The following is a 16,610-nucleotide window of genomic DNA, read 5'->3' on the forward strand; positions in this document are numbered from 1 at the left end:
GACCCGAGGCCGCGCCCGCCGTCAGATCGCCTGTTCCGCGAGCGCCCGGATCAGGGCGTCGTCGACGGCGCCGGTCGCCGGCAGGCCCTTGGCCTTGCGGAAGGCGGCGATGGCGTCGCGGGTCTTGCGGCCCATCTTGCCGTCGGCCGGACCGACGTCGTAGCCCTGGCGGGCGAGCAGCGTCTGGGCCTGGACGACGAGGTCGCCGCCGCCGACGGTCGCCGCCGCGCTCTCCGGCGTCGCCGACCACGCGGGATCGTCGGTGGCGACGTCGTTGGCGGCCGGGTCCGGCTGCCGAGGCTTCCAGCTCTCGACCGCGAGCCGGGCCCGGGCGAGCGCGTCCTTGTCGAGCACCTGGGCGACGTCGTCGCGCTTCTTGGCGCTGTCGCCGTCGCCGGCGGCCGCCGCGATCGCGAACCACTTGTAGGACGCCGTCAGGTCGCGCGGGACGCCGAGCCCGCGGGCGTAGAGGATGCCGAGATTGTACTGGCTGTCGCGCACGCCGAGGTCGGCGGCCTTCTGGAACCAGCCGGCGGCGGTGTCGTAGTCGGGCTGGCCGAGGCCGCCCTCGGCGTAGAGCACCGCGAGGTTGTGCATGGCCTTGGCGTTGCCGACGTCCGCCGCCTTGGCGTACCAGCTGCCGGCGGTCTTGGTGTCGCGCGGCACGCCCTGGCCCTTCTCGTAGAGGCTGCCGAGCCGGTACTGCGCCGGGGCGAGGCCGGCCTCGGCGGCGTAGCCGTACCAGCGCACCGCCTCGGGAAGGTTCTGCGCGACGCCGCGGCCCTCGGTCAGCCGCGCCGCGACCTCGAACTGCGCCACCGGATTGCCGGCCTGCGCCGCCTGACGCAGTGCCAGCGGACCGACCGTCTCGGGCGGCGCCGGCAGGGCGCCGGCGGGCGGGACGAGCTTGCCGGCCGCCGGCGCGCCGGCGACGGTGCCGTCCGGGGCGGGCGCGAAGCTGGTCGACGGACCGGGCGGCAGCTGCGCCAGCGCGCCGGGATCCGAGCCGTCGGCCGGGGCGGCGGGCGCCGGCGCGGCGGTGTCGGGGGCGGGCGCGGCGTCGGCGACGGCCGGGCCGTCGGCGGGCGGCGTCGCGGCCGCGGCGGGCGCCTCTTCCGTTGGGGGCGTCGCGGCGGGTGGGGCGGCCGGCGTCTCCGCCCGGGCGGTCTCCGCGGCCGGGGCCGGCACGGCCGGCGGCGTCGCGTCGACGGTCACCGTCGGCGCCGAGCCGCGGAAGAAGGTCGTCGTGGCGACGCGGGCGCCGATGCCGGCGACGGCCAGCACCAGCACCACGACCATGATCTTGCGCCGGTGCAGGCGCAGGCCCTCGGGCAGGCGGAGCGCGAAGCGGCCGCGGCGCGGAGCGGGCGCGGCCTCCTCGGCCGGGGCCTCGGCGGCGGGCGCCTGGACCGGCGGCGCCGACTGGCCGCGGCGGCCGTTGCCCGGCAGGTCGGCACCGGCGGCCTGGGCGGCACGGCGGGCGGCGGCGATGAAGTCGGCCTTGGAGAGTTCGGCGCGCGGGCGCTCCTCGCCCTTGCGGCCGGCCGGGGCGGCGTTCGTCGCGGCGGCGTCGGTGCGCGCCGAACGGGCCGGCTTGCCGGATCCGGGTTCGAGCGGCCGGTTGACGTCGACTTCGACGGCGGGCGCGGCGTCGAGGTCCACCGGCGCCTCGTCGCGGCGGCCGAAGATGCGCGGCAGCTCCTCGTCGGTCTCCTCGTCGGCGTCGAGATCGACGGCGGGAGCCGTCGGCGCGGCCGTGGCGGCCGGCACGTCGCCACCGCGCAGGCGGGCGCCGAGACCCTCCGACAACGTGCGCTCGATCTCGCGCCATGCGGCGGAATCGTCCTCGTCCATCCGGCGGGCGGCCGGACGCGGCGGCTCGGGCGCACGGGCGGACGCCGCCGGAGCCGGAGCCGTGTGCGCAGCCTGGGACGGCGCCGGACGGGCCTGCTCGCGCCGCGGTTCGGCGGCGGGCGGCGGCGCGGACATGGCCGCGGCGGCCGTCGGGCGCGACGCCTCGAGATCGCGCGTGGCGAGGCGCTCGACGGCCTCGCCGATCGCGGTCAGCAGCTCACGGTCGCGGCGGGCGCCGGCGCGCAGGTCGTCCTGCAGGGCGGCGAGGTCGCGCTGGATGATCGCGATGCCGGCGTCGAGCGCGCGGTCGTCGTCGCGCGGGGCGGCGGCGACGCGGACCGGGTCGAGCGCCTCGCCGAGCACCTGCTCGAAACGGGCGAGGGCGTCGGCGATCTCGGCCGCCTCGGTCGGGCGGGCGTCGAGCCGGCCGGCGATGTCGGCGAGCCGGTCCTCGATGCGGGCGAGAGCGTTCGGGTCCGCCTGCGGCGCCGCGACGAGGAGATCGAGGCGGTCGGCGAGCTGGCGCAGCTCGCGGTCGAGGCCGGCCGGTGCCAGTGCGAGGCGGCCGACGTCGTCGCGCAGGTCGACCAGCGTGCTCTCGATCCGGCCGAGATCTGGTCCGCCGCGGCCGCCGACGCCGTCGAGCGAGCGGGCGAGGTCGAGGATGCGGCCTTCGAGCGAGACCAGCAGCGTCTCCGAACGGTCGGCGTCGAGATGGTGCTCGATCCGCTCCAACGCCTCGATCAGGCCGTCGGGCACGCCGGAGACCATCGGCGCGGGCGCGGCGGCCGACAGCTTTTCCTCGATGATGCGGGCGAGGCGGTCGAAGCGCGGTTCCAGCGCGTCGAGGCCGGCCGGGTCGGCGGAGACTTCGATGCGCTCCAGCCGCTGCACGATCTCGGCGAGGCGGCTCTCGAAGCCGGGGTCGGCCAGCACCTCGCGGGCCGAGCCCATGCGGTCGACGCGGGCGGCGAGGTCGTCGATGCGCTCGAGCAGCGCGGCGGTGCCGGCGGCGGGATCGCTGCGTTCGACGGCGCGGCGCAGGCCGTCGAGGTCGGCGGCCATGCGCGGCACCGCGCCGACGCTGCGGGCGACCTCGTCGAGCGAGCGGCCGTGGCGCTCGACCAGGGCGGCGACGTCGGGAATCGCACCGGCGCGGGCGTCGACGCCGGCGAGGCGGTCGGAGATCTCGGCGAGGCGGCGGGCGAGGTCGGCATCGGGCTCCGGCGGCACGGCGAGCGCGGAGACCCGGCCGGCGAGGCCGTCGATCCGGCTGCCGAGCTGCTCGAGGCCGCGGGCGGTGGCGCCCGGGTCGAGCGAGCGGCGCAGCGCCTCGACGTCGGACGCGATTCGCGGGATCGCCTCGGTGGTACGGGCGATGCCCTCCACGGAGGCGGTCTGGCGCTCCATCTCGTGGGCGACGCGCGGCAGCTGCTCGGCGCGCTGGGCGAGCTGGGAGAGCAGCGCGTTCTGGCGCTCGACGTTCTCCTGCCAGCGCTCGACGTTGTCGAGCCGGCCGAGGCGGCGTTCCACCGCCAGCATCTGCTCGACTACGTCGGCGAGGCCGATCTCGACGGCCCGGACGGCGTCGCGGTGGTCGAGACCCTTCACCGCGGCGGCGAGCGTGCCGACCTGCGCATGGAGGGCGGTGACGGCGTCGCGGTCGACGCCGCGGTCGAGCCGGTCCGACAGGCCGTCGAGGCGGTCGAGGATCGTGGCGGCCTGCTGGTCGCTGGCGAGGCCGCCGAGGTTGCGGCGGACCTCGCCGAGGCGCTGGACGAGCTCGGCGAGCGCGCGCGGGTTGTCGATCGCCCCGCGCATCTCCTCGAGCCGGCCGACGATCTCGTCATAGGCACCGGCGAGGGCGCGGGCCGGATTGGTCGCCGCCGCCTCCAGGACGACGTCGCGCAGGCGTGCGACGTCGTCGCGCAGACCCGCGACGCTGCGCTGGTCGGCGGCGGTGCGACCGACGTCGTCGATGCGGCCGCCGAGGTCGCGCAGCGCCTCGGCGTGGCCGGCGACGTCGAGACGCTCGACGGTGCGGCGGAGGTCGCGGAGGTCGCCGCGCAGGTCGTCGACGAAGGCGGCCTCGCGGCGGTCGCGCGGCATGGCGGCGCGCGGCTCGGATTCGGGGAAGCGGGTCTCGCGGGCGGCGGTCTCCGGTGCGCGGGCCTGAGCCGAACGGAGATCGGAGGCACGGAGATCGGAGGCCCGGAGATCGGCGCTGCGCGGCTCGGCGGGTCGGCGCGGCGGCGTCGGTTCCTCGGCCGCGCGGGACGGCTGGACGCGCTCGTCGGGGCGGCGCTCCAGGGCGTCGCGCTTGCGGGCGATCTCGTCGATGGCACGCTGCAGGTCGACGCCGCGCGGGGTCGCGGCCCGGCGCGGCGCCGGATCGGCCGGCGGCGGCGGGGCGGCGCGACGGGTCGGGGCCGGCGGCGCGGCGGCCTCGTCGCGGGCGTTCGACAGCGCCCGGATCCGCTCGCCGAGGCGGTCGAGCGAGGTCAGGATGCGGTCGACCGGCTGCTCGGCACGCGCGGGGCCGGCGTCGGGCTCCCGCCCGATCCGGTCGTCGCCGAGGTCGTCGCGCAGGCCTTCGCCGGCGAATCGCGCCTGGCGGCTGGACGAACGAGACGTCATGCTCCATCTCCCGCACGAATTCCTGCGGCCGCCGCGGGCGACCGCGTGGACCGGCGCAGCGCGCCCCACCCATGTCCACGGCTGCAACTTTCCTTAATCAGGGTAAACGACGGGTTAACGCCGCAACCCGATCGCCGGACTTGCTTAAGGTCCGTGAAGGGCCGTTAAGGCGGAACGGTTGCCGTGACGTCAGCGTCATGGCATGGTCGGGCCTGACGCACACGGAAGGTGACGATTTCCGTCCCATCCCGCCCCCGAACGACGGCAGAGCGATGATCCAGTCCGACACCGAAGCCCACGACTTCTCCCGCAGCGCCATGGTCGACGACTTCGACGGCGACGACGGCGACATCGCCAAGGGCACGATGTTCACCATCGGCGACCTCGCGCGCGAGTTCGACGTGACGCTGCGCACCCTGCGCTTCTACGAGGACAAGGGCCTGATCAACCCGAAGCGCGACGGCATGAACCGGCTCTATTCCCGGCGCGACCGCGCCCGGCTGAAGCTGGTGCTGATGGGCAAGCGGGTCGGCTTCTCGCTGACCGAGATCAAGGACATGCTCGACCTCTACGACCTGCGCGACGGGCAGGTCACCCAGCTCAAGGTCGCGCTCGGGCGCTTCAACGAGCAGATCGCCGTGCTCGAGCAGCAGAAGAAGGACATCGAACAGGCCCTCGGCGAGCTGCGCCGCACCACCTCGGTGGTTGCCGGTCTCCTGAAGGAGAAGGAGGCGGCCGGGCAGAAGTGACGGCGCCCCTCGCGCCTGTTGCGCTCGGCCCCGACCTCGCGTATACGGAAGGTGACGTTTACGCAAACGGAAGGTGGTTGCCGGGAGGGCGACCACCGGGCGGTTCGCCCGCCCCTGCCGGAGGAAGTCGATGCCGATCTACCGCGCCCCCGTCGAGGACACCCTGTTCCTCCTGAACGACGTGCTCGGCCTCGAGCGCCACACCAACCTGCCCGGCTTCGCCGACGCGACGCCGGACATGGTCGAAGCGATCCTCGGCGAGGCCGCCCGCTTCGCCGAGGAGGTGCTGCAGCCGCTGAACCGGGTCGGCGACAAGGTCGGCTGCGTGCGCGGCGCCGACGGGACGGTGACGACGCCGCCCGGTTTCCGCGACGCCTACGAGACCTATGCCGCCGCCGGCTGGGTCGGGCTCTCCGCCGATCCCGCCTTCGGCGGCCAGGGCCTGCCCTACACCCTCGCCGCCGCGGTCAGCGAGTTCGTCTCCTCGGCCAACATGGCCTGGGGCATGTACCCGGGCCTGACGCAGGGCGCGATCGCCGCGCTCGCCGCCCACGGATCCGACGACCTCAAGGCGCTCTACCTGCCGAAGATGGTCGCCGGCACCTGGACCGGCACCATGAACCTGACCGAGCCGCACTGCGGCACCGACCTCGGCCTGTTGCGCACCAAGGCCGTGCCGGCCGAGGACGGGTCCTTCCGGATCACCGGCACCAAGATCTTCATCTCCGCCGGCGAGCACGACATGGCGGAGAACATCGTCCACCTCGTCCTCGCCCGCATCGAGGGCGCGCCCGAGGGCGTCAAGGGCATCTCGCTGTTCGTGGTGCCGAAGTTCCTGCCCGACGCGGCCGGCGCCCCCGGCGCGCGCAACGCCGTCTCCTGCGGTGCCCTCGAGGAGAAGATGGGCATCCACGGCAACGCCACCTGCGTGATGAACTACGACGGCGCCACCGGCTGGCTGATCGGCGAGGCGCACAAGGGCCTGAGGGCCATGTTCACGATGATGAACGAGGCCCGCCTCGGCGTCGGCGTCCAGGGCCTCGCCCAGGGCGAGGTCGCCTACCAGAACGCCGCCGCCTACGCCAAGGACCGCGTCCAGGGCCGCGCGCTCACCGGCCCGAAGGCGCCCGACAAGGCCGCCGACCCGATCATCGTCCACCCCGACGTCCGCCGCACGCTGCTCGCGATCCGCGCGATCAACGAGGCCGGCCGCGCGCTGATCCTGCACACCGCCCTGATGTCCGACGTCGCCCACCGCGCCGGCGACGACAAGGACCGGCAGGCCGCCGACGACTTCCTCGGCCTGATGACCCCGGTCATCAAGGGCTTCCTCACGGACAAGGGCTTCCAGGGCGCCGTCGAGGCCCAGCAGATGTTCGGCGGCCACGGCTACGTCGCCGAATGGGGCATGGAGCAGTTCGTCCGCGACGCCCGCATCGCCATGATCTACGAGGGCGCCAACGGCATCCAGGGGCTCGACCTCGTCGGCCGCAAGCTGCCCGCCAACAACGGCCGCGCGATCCAGGCCTTCTTCCGCGAGATGGCCGGCTTCGTCGCCGAACGCAAGGCCGACCCGGTGCTCGGCCCCCTGGTCGCGTCGCTCGAGAAGGGCGTCGGCGACCTGCAGAAGGCGACCATGTGGTTCATGGCCAACGCCCTGAAGAACCCCGACAACGCCGGCGCCGGCTCGACCGACTACCTCGCCCTCGTCGGCCACGTCGTGCTCGGCTGGATGTGGGTCCGCATGGCCGAGACCGCCGAGCGCCTCGTCGCCGCCGGCGATCCGCGCCGGGACATGCTCGAGCGCAAGAAGATCACCGCCCGCTTCTTCATGGAGCGCCTGATGCCGGAGACCGGCGCCTGCCTCGCCAGGATCTCCGCGGGGTCCGAGGCGATCATGGCGCTGCCGGCGGAGGCGTTCTGAGCGGGGTTGGTAGGCAGTAGGGCTTCGGCAGTCGGCAGTCGGCAGTCGGGCTTCGCCGGTTCGCGATGCGGCGGTTCGGGATCAGGCGCACGGCCGATCCCACCCTCGACGAACTCCCTCCCCCCTGGAGGGGGAGGGTTGGGGAGAGGGGGCCGACGGGCCGAGGTTTCAAGTTGCGGCCGTCCCGCGTGGGTCGGCCGAGCAGGTCCGAGGGCGCGGCGTCGGCCCCCTCTCCCTGTCCCTCCCCCTCCAAGGGGGAGGGGACGCGGTGGGGATGGTCCGCCCGATGGACCGGGGTGATGACTCGCAGGCGGCGGTTCGGTGGTGGGTGCCCGGCTCCCACATCTTCCACGAGCCCCCTCCCCCTTGGAGGGGAGGGTCGGGGAGAGGGGGCAGACGGACGGAGGTTTGAGGTCGGGGCGACCCCGGCACGCCTCGGCCGGCGACCGGCCCCCGGCGCCGGCGCGGATACGAGAGAACGGTCCCGGAGGGGACGACGGAGGAGAGATGACCGAGGCCTTCATCTACGATCACGTCCGCACGCCGCGCGGACGCGGCAAGTCGGACGGCGCGCTGCACGAGGTGCCGACCGTCGAACTGGCGGCGACGGCCCTGCGTGCCCTGCGCGACCGCAACGGGCTCGACACCCACCTCGTCGACGACGTCGTGCTCGGCTGCGTCGACCCGGTCGGCGAGGCCGGCGGCGACGTCGCCCGCTCGGCGGTGTTCGCGGCCGGCTACGGCGACCACGTGCCGGGCATCCAGATCAACCGCTTCTGCGCCTCCGGCCTCGACGCGGTCAACTTCGGCTCGGCCCAGATCCTCGCCGGCCAGCACGACATGATCGTCGCCGGCGGCGTCGAATCGATGTCGCGCGTCGGCATCGGCGCCTCCGGCGGCGCCTGGCCGATGGATCCGGACGTGGCGATCCCCGCCTGGTTCATGCCCCAGGGCGTCTCGGCCGACCTGATCGCCACCAAATACGGCTTCTCTCGCGACGACGTCGACGCCTACGCCGTCGAGAGCCAGCGCCGCGCCGCCGCCAGCTGGGCCGCCGGCGCCTTCGACCGCTCGGTCGTGCCGGTCCGCGACGTCAACGGCATCACCATCCTCGGCCGCGACGAGCACATGCGGCCGGGCACCGACATGCAGTCGCTCGGCGCGCTCAAGCCGTCCTTCGTGATGATGGGCGAGATGGGCGGCTTCGACGCCGTCGCCGTCCAGGCCCACCCGGATGTCGAGCGCGTCGAGCACGTCCACCACGCCGGCAACTCCTCCGGCATCGTCGACGGCGCGGGCGCTGTCCTGATCGGCAACGCAGAGGCCGGCGCGGCCGCCGGCCTGAAGCCGCGCGCCCGCATCCGTGCCTTCGCCAACATCGGCTCCGACCCCGCGCTGATGCTGACCGGCCCGGTCGACGTCACCGAGAAGGTGCTGAAGCGCTCGGGCATGACGATCGCCGACATCGACCTCTTCGAGGTCAACGAGGCTTTCGCCGCCGTGGTGCTGCGCTTCCAGCAGGCCTTCGGCCTCGACGGCGACAAGGTCAACGTCGCCGGCGGCGCCATCGCCCTCGGTCACCCGCTCGGCGCCACCGGCGCCATGATCCTCGGCACCGTGCTCGACGAACTCGAGCGGCGGGACCTCAACACGGCCCTCGTCACGCTCTGCATCGGCGCGGGCATGGGCACGGCGACGATCATCGAACGGGTGTGAGGGACGAGCGGACGGCGGGCCGAAGCGCCTGCCGCCGCGCTTTCCACGAAGGGCCTGGTCCGCGGAGGCGGACCATCCACGAAAGACCGCCCGCCCCGTGACCCCTCGTGGATGGTCCGCCGCCGCGGACCAAACCGACGAAGGAAGGGGGCGTGCCGCGACGACACATCCGCGGTCGAGCCCCCCGGGCTCCCGCCCATCCCATTCGGAGGCAAGCCTCGTGACCTACACCCACTTCACCGTCGAGACCGACGCCGACGGCGTCGCCCTCGTGACCTGGAACTCGCCCGACCGCTCGATGAACGTCTTCACCGAGGCGGTGCTGCGCGAACTCGCCGCCATCGTCGAGGCCGTCACCGCCGACGCGGCGGTCGAGGGCGTGGTGGTCACGTCCGGCAAGCCGGGCTCCTTCTCCGGCGGCGCCGACCTCAAGATGCTCGAGGGCCTGCTGAAGGCCTTCCACGCCCGCAAGGGCGCCGATCCCGAGGGCGCCGCCAAGGCGCTGCTCGCCGACGTCTCGGCCATGGGCGCGCTGTTCCGCCGGATCGAGACCTCCGGCAAGCCCTGGGTCGCGGCGATCAACGGCACCTGCATGGGCGGCGCCTTCGAGCTGGCGCTCGCCTGCCACGCCCGCGTCGCGGTCGACGACGAAGGGGTCAAGATGGGCCTGCCCGAGGTCAAGGTCGGCATCTTCCCCGGCGCCGGCGGCACCCAGCGGGTGATGCGGATGACCGACGCGCAAGGCGGCCTGACCTTCCTCCTCCAGGGCCAGACGCCCGGCCCGAAGAAGGCGCTCGCCCAGAAGCTGATCGACAAGGTGGTGCCCGCCGCCGAACTGGTCGAGACGGCCAAGGCCATGATCCGCGCCGGCCTCGACCCGAAGAAGCCGTGGGACAAGGACGGCTTCAAGGCGCCGGCCGGCAAGGTCCAGTCGCCCCAGGGCTTCCAGTTCTGGCCGGCCGCCAACGCGATCTATCGCCGCGAGACCTTCGACAACTACCCGGCCGCCCGCGCCATCCTGAAGGTCTGCCACGACGGCCTGCAGCTGCCGATGGATCTCGCCCTGCGCGTCGAAGCCCGCCACTTCGCCCACGTGCTGACGACGAAGGAAGCGGCGGCGATGATCCGCTCGCTGTTCGTCTCGATGCAGGAGCTGAACAAGGGCGCCCGCCGCCCGGCCGGCGCGCCGGCGACGAAGCTGCGCAAGGTCGGCGTCATCGGCGCCGGCTTCATGGGCGCCGGCATCGCCTACGTCTCGGCCGCCGCCGGGCTCGACGTCGTGCTGATCGACCAGAGCCTCGAGGCCGCCGAGAAGGGCCGCGCCCATTCCGACAAGCTGATCTCCGACCGCGTCGCGAAGGGCCGCGCCAAGCCGGCCGACCGCGAGGCGCTGCTCGCCCGCATCACCGCCACCGACGACTACGCGGCCCTCGCCGGTTGCGACCTCGTCGTCGAGGCGGTGTTCGAGGACCGCGCGGTCAAGGAGGCGGCGATGGCAAAGGCGCGTGCCGTGCTGCCGGCCGGTGCGGTGTTCGCCTCCAACACCTCGACGCTGCCGATCTCCTCGCTGGCGCCGAACTGGCACGCCGAGGCCGACTTCGTCGGCATCCATTTCTTCTCGCCGGTCGACAAGATGATGCTGGTCGAGGTGATCCGCGGCCGCAACACCGGCGACGCCGCGGTCGCCCTCGCGCTCGACTTCGTCAAGGCGATCCGGAAGACCCCGATCGTGGTGAACGACAGCCGCGGCTTCTACGCCAACCGCTGCGTCACCAACTACATGCTGGAAGCGCACCTGCTCTTGACCGAGGGCGTGCCGCCGGCGATGGTCGAGACCGTCGCGCGGATGGCCGGCATGCCGGTCGGGCCGCTGTCGCTCAACGACGAGGTCGCCGTCGACCTCGCCTGGAAGATCCTCCAGGCGGCCAAGAAGGACCTCGGCGACGCCGCCGTCGACCCGCGCCAGGAGAAGCTGCTCCACGGCATGGTGGTCGAGCGCGGCCGGCTCGGCCGCAAGAACGGCAAGGGCTTCTACGACTATCCCGCCGAGAAGGGCGCCAAGAAGACGCTCTGGAAGGGCATCGCCGAGATCGTCGGCGCGCCGAAGCCGGCCGAGGCCTTCGACGTCGCCGAACTGAAGCACCGCCTGCTCGCGGTGCAGGCGCTCGAGGCGGCGCGCTGCGTCGAGGAGGGCGTGGTGACGGACGTCCGCGAGGCCGACGTCGGCTCGATCCTCGGCTTCGGCTTCGCGCCCTTCACCGGCGGCACGCTGTCCTGGATCGACGGCATGGGCGCGGCGGCCTTCGTCGCGCTCTGCGACGACCTCGCCGCCCGCCACGGCGCCCGCTTCGCCCCCCCGGCGCTGCTGCGCGAGATGGCCGAGAAGGGCGAGACCTTCTACGGCCGCTTCGCCCCGCCCGCCGCGGACAAGGCCGCCGCCTGACCGGACCTCCTCCGGCCCGGACGCGATCGAGGACCCGGGGCGCCGTGCGGCGCCCCGGGTCCTCGCGTTTTCGGGGCCCGGTCACGGCCCGACCGTGGCGACCGCGTGGCGGGACCGTGGACCCGCGACGACGGCGGTCGGCGTTACACCGCCTGCAGATTTGATCGGCGGTGGAGCGGTATCCTCGATCATACTGGAAATACACGTGGCGGATCATTGAACGACGATGTCGAATCCGCACGGTATCGTTCAGGGTACCGAAGAAGAAAATTGACCTCTCCAAGGGCCCTCGACGCGGAGGGCGGATCAAATATTGGCGGACACCGCCCGTACAAGGGCGCGCACGAACTCGTGATCCTGCGATCGCGCGATGGTGTCGGGGATGTGACGTGCGTTCCTGCCGGCACGGGTGCAGGTTGAGGCCATCGGGAACGACGCGATGCCGAGGCTGGTCCGGGCGGCGCGTCGACGGAGCCGGGACGGTGGCGCGACCCCCGCCACTTCGAAGACCAGGGAGACCATCATGAAGTATCTCGCCGCCGCTTCCTTCGCGATCCTCGCGCTGTCCGTGGGCGCCGCCTCGGCCGCCTCGGTCACCTACTACGACCCGGCGGAAGCCGAGTTCCGCACCGACCAAGTCAACCCGAACCCGGCGCCGGTCACCGTCGCCGCCCCGGCCGCGCAGACGGTCGACGTCTACGACCCGGCCGAGGCCGAGTTCACCAAGGTGCCGATGCCGCAGGCCGGCTCGGTGATCACGACCCACGCGCCGGCCGCGCCCGCCCGCAACGGCGGCTGGGACCCGGCCGACAATTGATCGGCTCCAGCCGGGGACCCGCGACGCGGGTCCCCGCAGCGAACGCCCGCCGTGCCCGACCGCACGGACGGCGACCCGGCCGGGGCCACGGTGCCCCCCATTCCCACACCCCGCGCCGGAAGAAGGGCGTCGGTCCCCGGACCGGCGCCCTTTTCGCGTCGTGGACGCGGCGGCACACGGTCCCTCCGGGGCACGCCACCCGTGTCCGCCCGCGATTGACCGCCGGCGATTCGGCCCGTTACATCCGGCCATGAGCACCGCCGATCCCGTCGCCATCGCCCGCGCCCTCCTGACCTGCCCGTCCGTGACGCCCGCCGAGGGCGGGGCGCTGACGACGCTGGAGGCGCTGCTGAAGCCCGCCGGATTCACGGTCGACCGGCCGGTGTTCTCGGCACCGGACACGCCCGACGTCGAGAACCTGTTCGCGGCGATCGGCGGCGGCGAGCGCCACCTCTGCTTCGCCGGCCACACCGACGTGGTGCCGCCCGGCGACGTCGCCGCCTGGAGCCACGGCCCCTTCGAGGGCGCGATCGTCGACGGCCTGCTCTACGGCCGCGGCGCGGTCGACATGAAGGGCGGCGTCGCCGCCTTCGCCGCCGCCGCGCTCGACTTCGTTGCCGAGCGCGGGCCGGACTTCGGCGGCCGGCTGTCCTTCCTGATCACCGGCGACGAGGAGGGGCCGGGCGTCAACGGCACGGTCAAGCTGCTCGAATGGGCGGCGGCGCGCGGCGAGAAGCTCACCGCCTGCGTCGTCGGCGAGCCGACCAACCCGTCGGTGCTCGGCGAGGCGATCAAGATCGGCCGCCGCGGTTCGCTGTCGGGCACCATCGTGATCCGCGGCGTCCAGGGCCACGTCGCCTATCCGCACCTCGCCGACAACCCGATCCGGGCGCTGCCGGCCTTCGTGACCGCGCTCTGCGTGCCGCCGCTCGACCGCGGCTCGCCCGACTTCCAGCCGTCGAACCTCGAGGTCACCACGGTCGACACCGGCAACCCCGCGACCAACGTCATCCCGGCGGCGGTGCGGCTCGCCTTCAACGTCCGCTTCAACGACCACTGGACGATCGAGAGCCTGAAGGCCGAGCTGCGCGACCGTACCGCCCGCGCCGCCCAGGACGAGGCGCTGCGCGGCAGCGGCGCCCCGCTGGTCGACTACGAACTCGCCTTCGAGACCACCGCCTCGGACTGCTTCCTGACCACCGCGCCGGACCTGGTCGAGGGCGTCGCCGACGCCGTCGAGGCCGTGGTCGGCCGCCGCCCGGAGCTCTCGACCGGCGGCGGCACCTCGGACGCGCGCTTCGTCAAGAACTACTGCCCGGTCGTGGAGTTCGGTCTCGTCGGCGACACCATGCACAAGGTCGACGAGCGGGTCCCGGTGGCCGACCTCCTGACGCTGAAGCGGATCTACCGGACCTTCCTCGACCGCTACTTCCCGGTCTGAGCGCGATGCCGAGCCCCGACGAGATCGCTCGCGCCGCGGGGGCGGCGTGGGCGCTGTTCCGCGGCGATCCCGCCGGGCTGCGCCGGCTCGACCTCTCGGTGGACGGCTTCTGGCGGTCGTTCTCGGTCTTCGTGCTGACCCTGCCGGCGCTCGGCGTCGTGATCGCGGCCGAGCGGCTGGCGATCCTCGAACACAGCGCCTACACCGCCGAGACCTTCCCGGCCGGCGCCTTCCTGGTGTCGCGCTTCCTCGGGCAGATCCTCGCCTGGGCCGCCTATCCGGCGGTGCTGGCGCTGCTCGCCCGCCCGCTCGGCTTCGCGCGGGTCTACGTGCCGCTGGTGGTGGCGCTGAACTGGTCCACCCTGATCGCCATGGTGCCGGCAACGCTGCCGAGCCTCTTGTACGTCCTCGGCCTGATCTCGGGCGACGCCGCCTTTCTCTGCGGCCTGTTCGCGCTCGGCGTGGTGCTGCGCTACGAGTTCGTGGTGATCCGCCTCGCCACCGGCGCGCCGGTCGCCTTCGCGGCCGGCCTCGTCGCGCTCGACTATCTGGTCTCGGACGCAATCTTCGAGATCGCCGAGCGCATCGCCGGGATCTGATCAGCGCTGCGCCGTCGCCCAGTGCGGGTGGATCCACGGCTCGGCGTTGGAGCGCGGCAGCGGCGGACGGCCGAGCACGTGGTCGGCGACCTTCTCGCCGGTCATGATCGAGGGCGCGTTGAGGTTGCCGTTGGTGACCTGCGGGAAGATCGAGCTGTCGGCGACCCTGAGCCCCTCGACGCCGATCACCTTGGCGGTCGGGTCGACCACCGCGCCGCGGTCGTCGGCCGCGCCCATCCGGCAGGTGCCGCACGGATGGTAGGCGCTCTCGACGTGGTCGCGCACGAAGGCGTCGATCTCGGCGTCGCTCCGCACGTTGTCGCCCGGCGCGATCTCGCGGCCGCGGTAGGGGTCGAACGGCTTCTGCGCGAAAACCTCGCGGGCGAGGCGCACGGCGGTGCGGAAGTCGGCCCAGTCCTCCGGCGTCGACATGTAGTTGAAGCGGATCCGCGGCGGCAGGCGCGGGTCGTGACCGGTCAGCGTCACCGCCCCGCGCGACTTCGAGCGCATCGGCCCGACGTGGACCTGGAAGCCGTGGCCGTCGGCGGGGGCCTTGCCGTCGTAGCGGATCGCCGCCGGCAGGAAGTGGAACTGGATGTCGGGATAGTCGACGCCGGCGGCCGAGCGCACGAAGGCGCAGGCCTCGAAGTGGTTGGTGGCGCCGAGGCCGCGGCCGGTCAGCAGCCACTCGAGGCCGATCATGCCCTTGGAGAAGAGGCCGAGCTTGCCGTTGAGCGTCACCGGCAGCTTCGAGGCCTGCTGGACGTAGACCTCGAGATGGTCCTGCAGATTCTTGCCGACGCCCGGACGGTCGGCGACGACGGGGATGCCCATCGCCTGCAGTTCGGCGGCCGGGCCGATGCCGGACAGCAGGAGCAGCTTCGGCGAGTTGATCGAGGAGGCCGCCAGGATCACCTCGGCGCGGGCGCGCACGACCTCGATCCGGCCGCCGCGCTCGATCTCGACGCCGACGGCGCGCCGGCCCTCGAACAGCACGCGGCGGGCGAGGGTGCGGGTCATCAGCGTCACGTTCGGCCGCTTCAGCGCCGGCTTCAGGTAGGCGTTGGCGGTCGACCAGCGCTTCCCCTTCCAGACGGTCATCTCCATCGGGCCGAAGCCCTCCTGGCGATGGCCGTTGTAGTCGTCGGTGCGGCCGAAGCCGGCGGCGACGCCGGCCTCGACGAAGGCCTCGTAAAGCGGGTTGGCGCGGGTGCCGCGGGTGACGTGGAGCGGGCCGGCGGTGCCGCGCCAGCCGGGCTCGCCGCCGTGGGCGTTCTCGAGGCGCTGGAAATAGGGCAGCACGTCGGCGAAGGCCCAGCCGCGGGCGCCCATCTCCTCCCAGGTGTCGAAGTCGCGGGCGTGGCCGCGGACGTAGACCATGCCGTTGATCGAGGAGGAACCGCCGATCACCTTGCCGCGCGGCGTCGCCAGCGCGCGGCCGCCGAGCGCGGGCTCGGCCTCGGCGCGGAAGCCCCAGTCGTAGAGGCTCATGTTCATCGGGTAGGACAGCGCCGACGGCATCTGGATCAGCGGCCCGGCGTCGGTGCCGCCGAACTCGATCACCAGCACGGAATGACGGCCGTCCTCCGACAGGCGGTAGGCGAGGGCGCTGCCGGCGGAGCCGGATCCGACGACGACGTAGTCAGCCTCGAGCATGGCGGTCCACCAGGTTCCGGACGTAGGCGCGGACGAGGTCGACGGCCTCGTCGGCGGAGAGTTCGACCGCCGGCAGCGCGGCGCGCAGCCAGAGGCCGTCGATCATGGCGGCGACGCCGCGGGCGGCCGAGCGGGCGGCGGGCGCCGGCATCAGGTCGGAAAGGGCGTGCACCAGATTGGATTCGAGGCGGCGCAGGTAGACCTTGAGCAGCCGCGCCGCCTCGGCGTCGTGCTGGGCCTGCATGTAGAAGGCGAGCCAGGCCGAGATCACCTGCGGGCGGAACTGCTCGGAGGCGAAGTTGCCCTCGACGATCGCCATCACCCGCCCGAACGGCCCGTCGGCGTCGGCGAGGCGGCGGCGGAACTCGGCGCCGAGCTCCTCGAGCAGGTGGCGCATGGTGGCGATCAGGAGGTGGTCCTTGGAGCCGAAGTAGTGGTGCGCCAGCGCCGACGACACCCCGGCGCGGCGGGCGATGTCGTTCATGGTGACGTCGCCCATGCCACGGTCGTGGATCGCCTCGATGGCGGCCGAGATCAGCGCCCTGCGGCGCACCGGTTCCATTCCGACCTTGGGCATTCGTCCGATCTTTCCCGCTGGCGCGGTTGCGGCAGAAGCTTGCCGCCACTCTCATTGGACGGACGCGACATGCCGCGTCCCGACCTGCCGAAACGGTATTTTTGATTGATCCGTCAATCAAGAAAAACTTGCGCGGCGTGAAATCGGATGCTTGGATGCCGCTACGAAGAAACCCGCAGGCGAGCGCCGGCGGTCGA

The 16,610-nt window shown here is 73.3% G+C and carries 11 protein-coding genes; 7 read left to right on the forward strand and 4 right to left on the reverse strand.

Translation table 11 applies throughout. The features are described 5' to 3' along the window. Positions 1-21 precede the first annotated feature (21 nt). Positions 22-4,491 (reverse strand): peptidoglycan-binding protein, encoded by a 4,470-nt coding sequence (locus EDD54_RS19005; RefSeq protein ID WP_126539132.1) that lies wholly within the window; start codon positions 4,489-4,491, stop codon positions 22-24. A 317-nt stretch (positions 4,492-4,808) separates the two neighbouring features. On the opposite strand from EDD54_RS19005, the gene EDD54_RS19010 reads away from it, so the two are divergent. The 4 genes from EDD54_RS19010 (at position 4,809) to EDD54_RS19025 (ending at position 11,323) form a co-directional block, all read left to right on the forward strand. After that, a complete protein-coding gene (locus EDD54_RS19010) occupies positions 4,809-5,240 on the forward strand; it encodes a MerR family transcriptional regulator (protein ID WP_126541821.1) in 432 nt (143 codons plus the stop codon). 130 nt (positions 5,241-5,370) lie between these two features. Further along, positions 5,371-7,164 (forward strand): acyl-CoA dehydrogenase C-terminal domain-containing protein, encoded by a 1,794-nt coding sequence (locus EDD54_RS19015; protein WP_126539130.1) that lies wholly within the window; start codon positions 5,371-5,373, stop codon positions 7,162-7,164. 507 nt (positions 7,165-7,671) lie between these two features. After that, the gene (locus EDD54_RS19020; protein WP_126539128.1) at positions 7,672-8,880 is read left to right on the forward strand and encodes an acetyl-CoA C-acetyltransferase; all 1,209 of its coding nucleotides are present in this window, start codon (positions 7,672-7,674) and stop codon (positions 8,878-8,880) included. A 220-nt stretch (positions 8,881-9,100) separates the two neighbouring features. Next, the gene (locus EDD54_RS19025; RefSeq protein WP_126539126.1) at positions 9,101-11,323 is read left to right on the forward strand and encodes a 3-hydroxyacyl-CoA dehydrogenase NAD-binding domain-containing protein; all 2,223 of its coding nucleotides are present in this window, start codon (positions 9,101-9,103) and stop codon (positions 11,321-11,323) included. Positions 11,324-11,629: 306 nt separating this feature from the next. Here the strand turns inward: EDD54_RS19025 and EDD54_RS19030 are convergent, their stop codons facing one another. Further along, the gene (locus tag EDD54_RS19030; RefSeq protein ID WP_126539124.1) at positions 11,630-11,848 is read right to left on the reverse strand and encodes a hypothetical protein; all 219 of its coding nucleotides are present in this window, start codon (positions 11,846-11,848) and stop codon (positions 11,630-11,632) included. On the opposite strand from EDD54_RS19030, the gene EDD54_RS19035 reads away from it, so the two are divergent. The 3 genes from EDD54_RS19035 to EDD54_RS19045 all read left to right on the forward strand — a co-directional run bounded on the left by EDD54_RS19035 (position 11,847) and on the right by EDD54_RS19045 (position 14,180). Next, entirely contained in the window at positions 11,847-12,140 is a 294-nt protein-coding gene (locus EDD54_RS19035) for a hypothetical protein (RefSeq protein ID WP_126539122.1), read from the forward strand. The two genes, EDD54_RS19030 and EDD54_RS19035, sit on opposite strands and share 2 nt — an antisense overlap. Positions 12,141-12,390: 250 nt before the next feature. Next, positions 12,391-13,581: a succinyl-diaminopimelate desuccinylase gene (gene dapE / locus EDD54_RS19040; protein ID WP_126539120.1), complete on the forward strand. Its 1,191-nt coding sequence runs from the start codon at positions 12,391-12,393 to the stop codon at positions 13,579-13,581. A gap of 5 nt (positions 13,582-13,586) precedes the next feature. After that, on the forward strand, positions 13,587-14,180 hold the full coding sequence (locus EDD54_RS19045; protein ID WP_126539118.1) for a hypothetical protein: 594 nt from the start codon (positions 13,587-13,589) through the stop codon (positions 14,178-14,180). Here EDD54_RS19045 and betA read toward each other — a convergent pair whose 3' ends face one another. Both betA and betI read right to left on the reverse strand, forming a co-directional pair. Further along, entirely contained in the window at positions 14,181-15,836 is a 1,656-nt protein-coding gene (betA, locus tag EDD54_RS19050; RefSeq protein WP_126539116.1) for a choline dehydrogenase, read from the reverse strand. Then, a complete protein-coding gene (gene betI / locus EDD54_RS19055) occupies positions 15,823-16,413 on the reverse strand; it encodes a choline-binding transcriptional repressor BetI (RefSeq protein WP_126539114.1) in 591 nt (196 codons plus the stop codon). Before betI ends, betA begins: the two co-directional genes overlap by 14 nt. Between the last annotated feature and the right edge of the window lie 197 nt (positions 16,414-16,610).

It is taken from the genome of Oharaeibacter diazotrophicus, assembly GCF_004362745.1.
Lineage (GTDB): Bacteria > Pseudomonadota > Alphaproteobacteria > Rhizobiales > Pleomorphomonadaceae > Oharaeibacter > Oharaeibacter diazotrophicus.

What these genes read in the sequence shown, in the direction of transcription:
- EDD54_RS19005 (WP_126539132.1), bottom strand. Translation starts at nt 4,491, where the DNA reads ATGACGTCTCGTTCGTCCAGCCGCCAGGCGCGATTCGCCGGCGAAGGC.
- EDD54_RS19010 (WP_126541821.1), top strand. Translation starts at nt 4,809, where the DNA reads ATGGTCGACGACTTCGACGGCGACGACGGCGACATCGCCAAGGGCACG.
- EDD54_RS19015 (WP_126539130.1), top strand. Translation starts at nt 5,371, where the DNA reads ATGCCGATCTACCGCGCCCCCGTCGAGGACACCCTGTTCCTCCTGAAC.
- EDD54_RS19020 (WP_126539128.1), top strand. Translation starts at nt 7,672, where the DNA reads ATGACCGAGGCCTTCATCTACGATCACGTCCGCACGCCGCGCGGACGC.
- EDD54_RS19035 (WP_126539122.1), top strand. Translation starts at nt 11,847, where the DNA reads ATGAAGTATCTCGCCGCCGCTTCCTTCGCGATCCTCGCGCTGTCCGTG.
- EDD54_RS19030 (WP_126539124.1), bottom strand. Translation starts at nt 11,848, where the DNA reads ATGATGGTCTCCCTGGTCTTCGAAGTGGCGGGGGTCGCGCCACCGTCC.
- dapE (WP_126539120.1), top strand. Translation starts at nt 12,391, where the DNA reads ATGAGCACCGCCGATCCCGTCGCCATCGCCCGCGCCCTCCTGACCTGC.
- EDD54_RS19045 (WP_126539118.1), top strand. Translation starts at nt 13,587, where the DNA reads ATGCCGAGCCCCGACGAGATCGCTCGCGCCGCGGGGGCGGCGTGGGCG.
- betA (WP_126539116.1), bottom strand. Translation starts at nt 15,836, where the DNA reads ATGCTCGAGGCTGACTACGTCGTCGTCGGATCCGGCTCCGCCGGCAGC.
- betI (WP_126539114.1), bottom strand. Translation starts at nt 16,413, where the DNA reads ATGCCCAAGGTCGGAATGGAACCGGTGCGCCGCAGGGCGCTGATCTCG.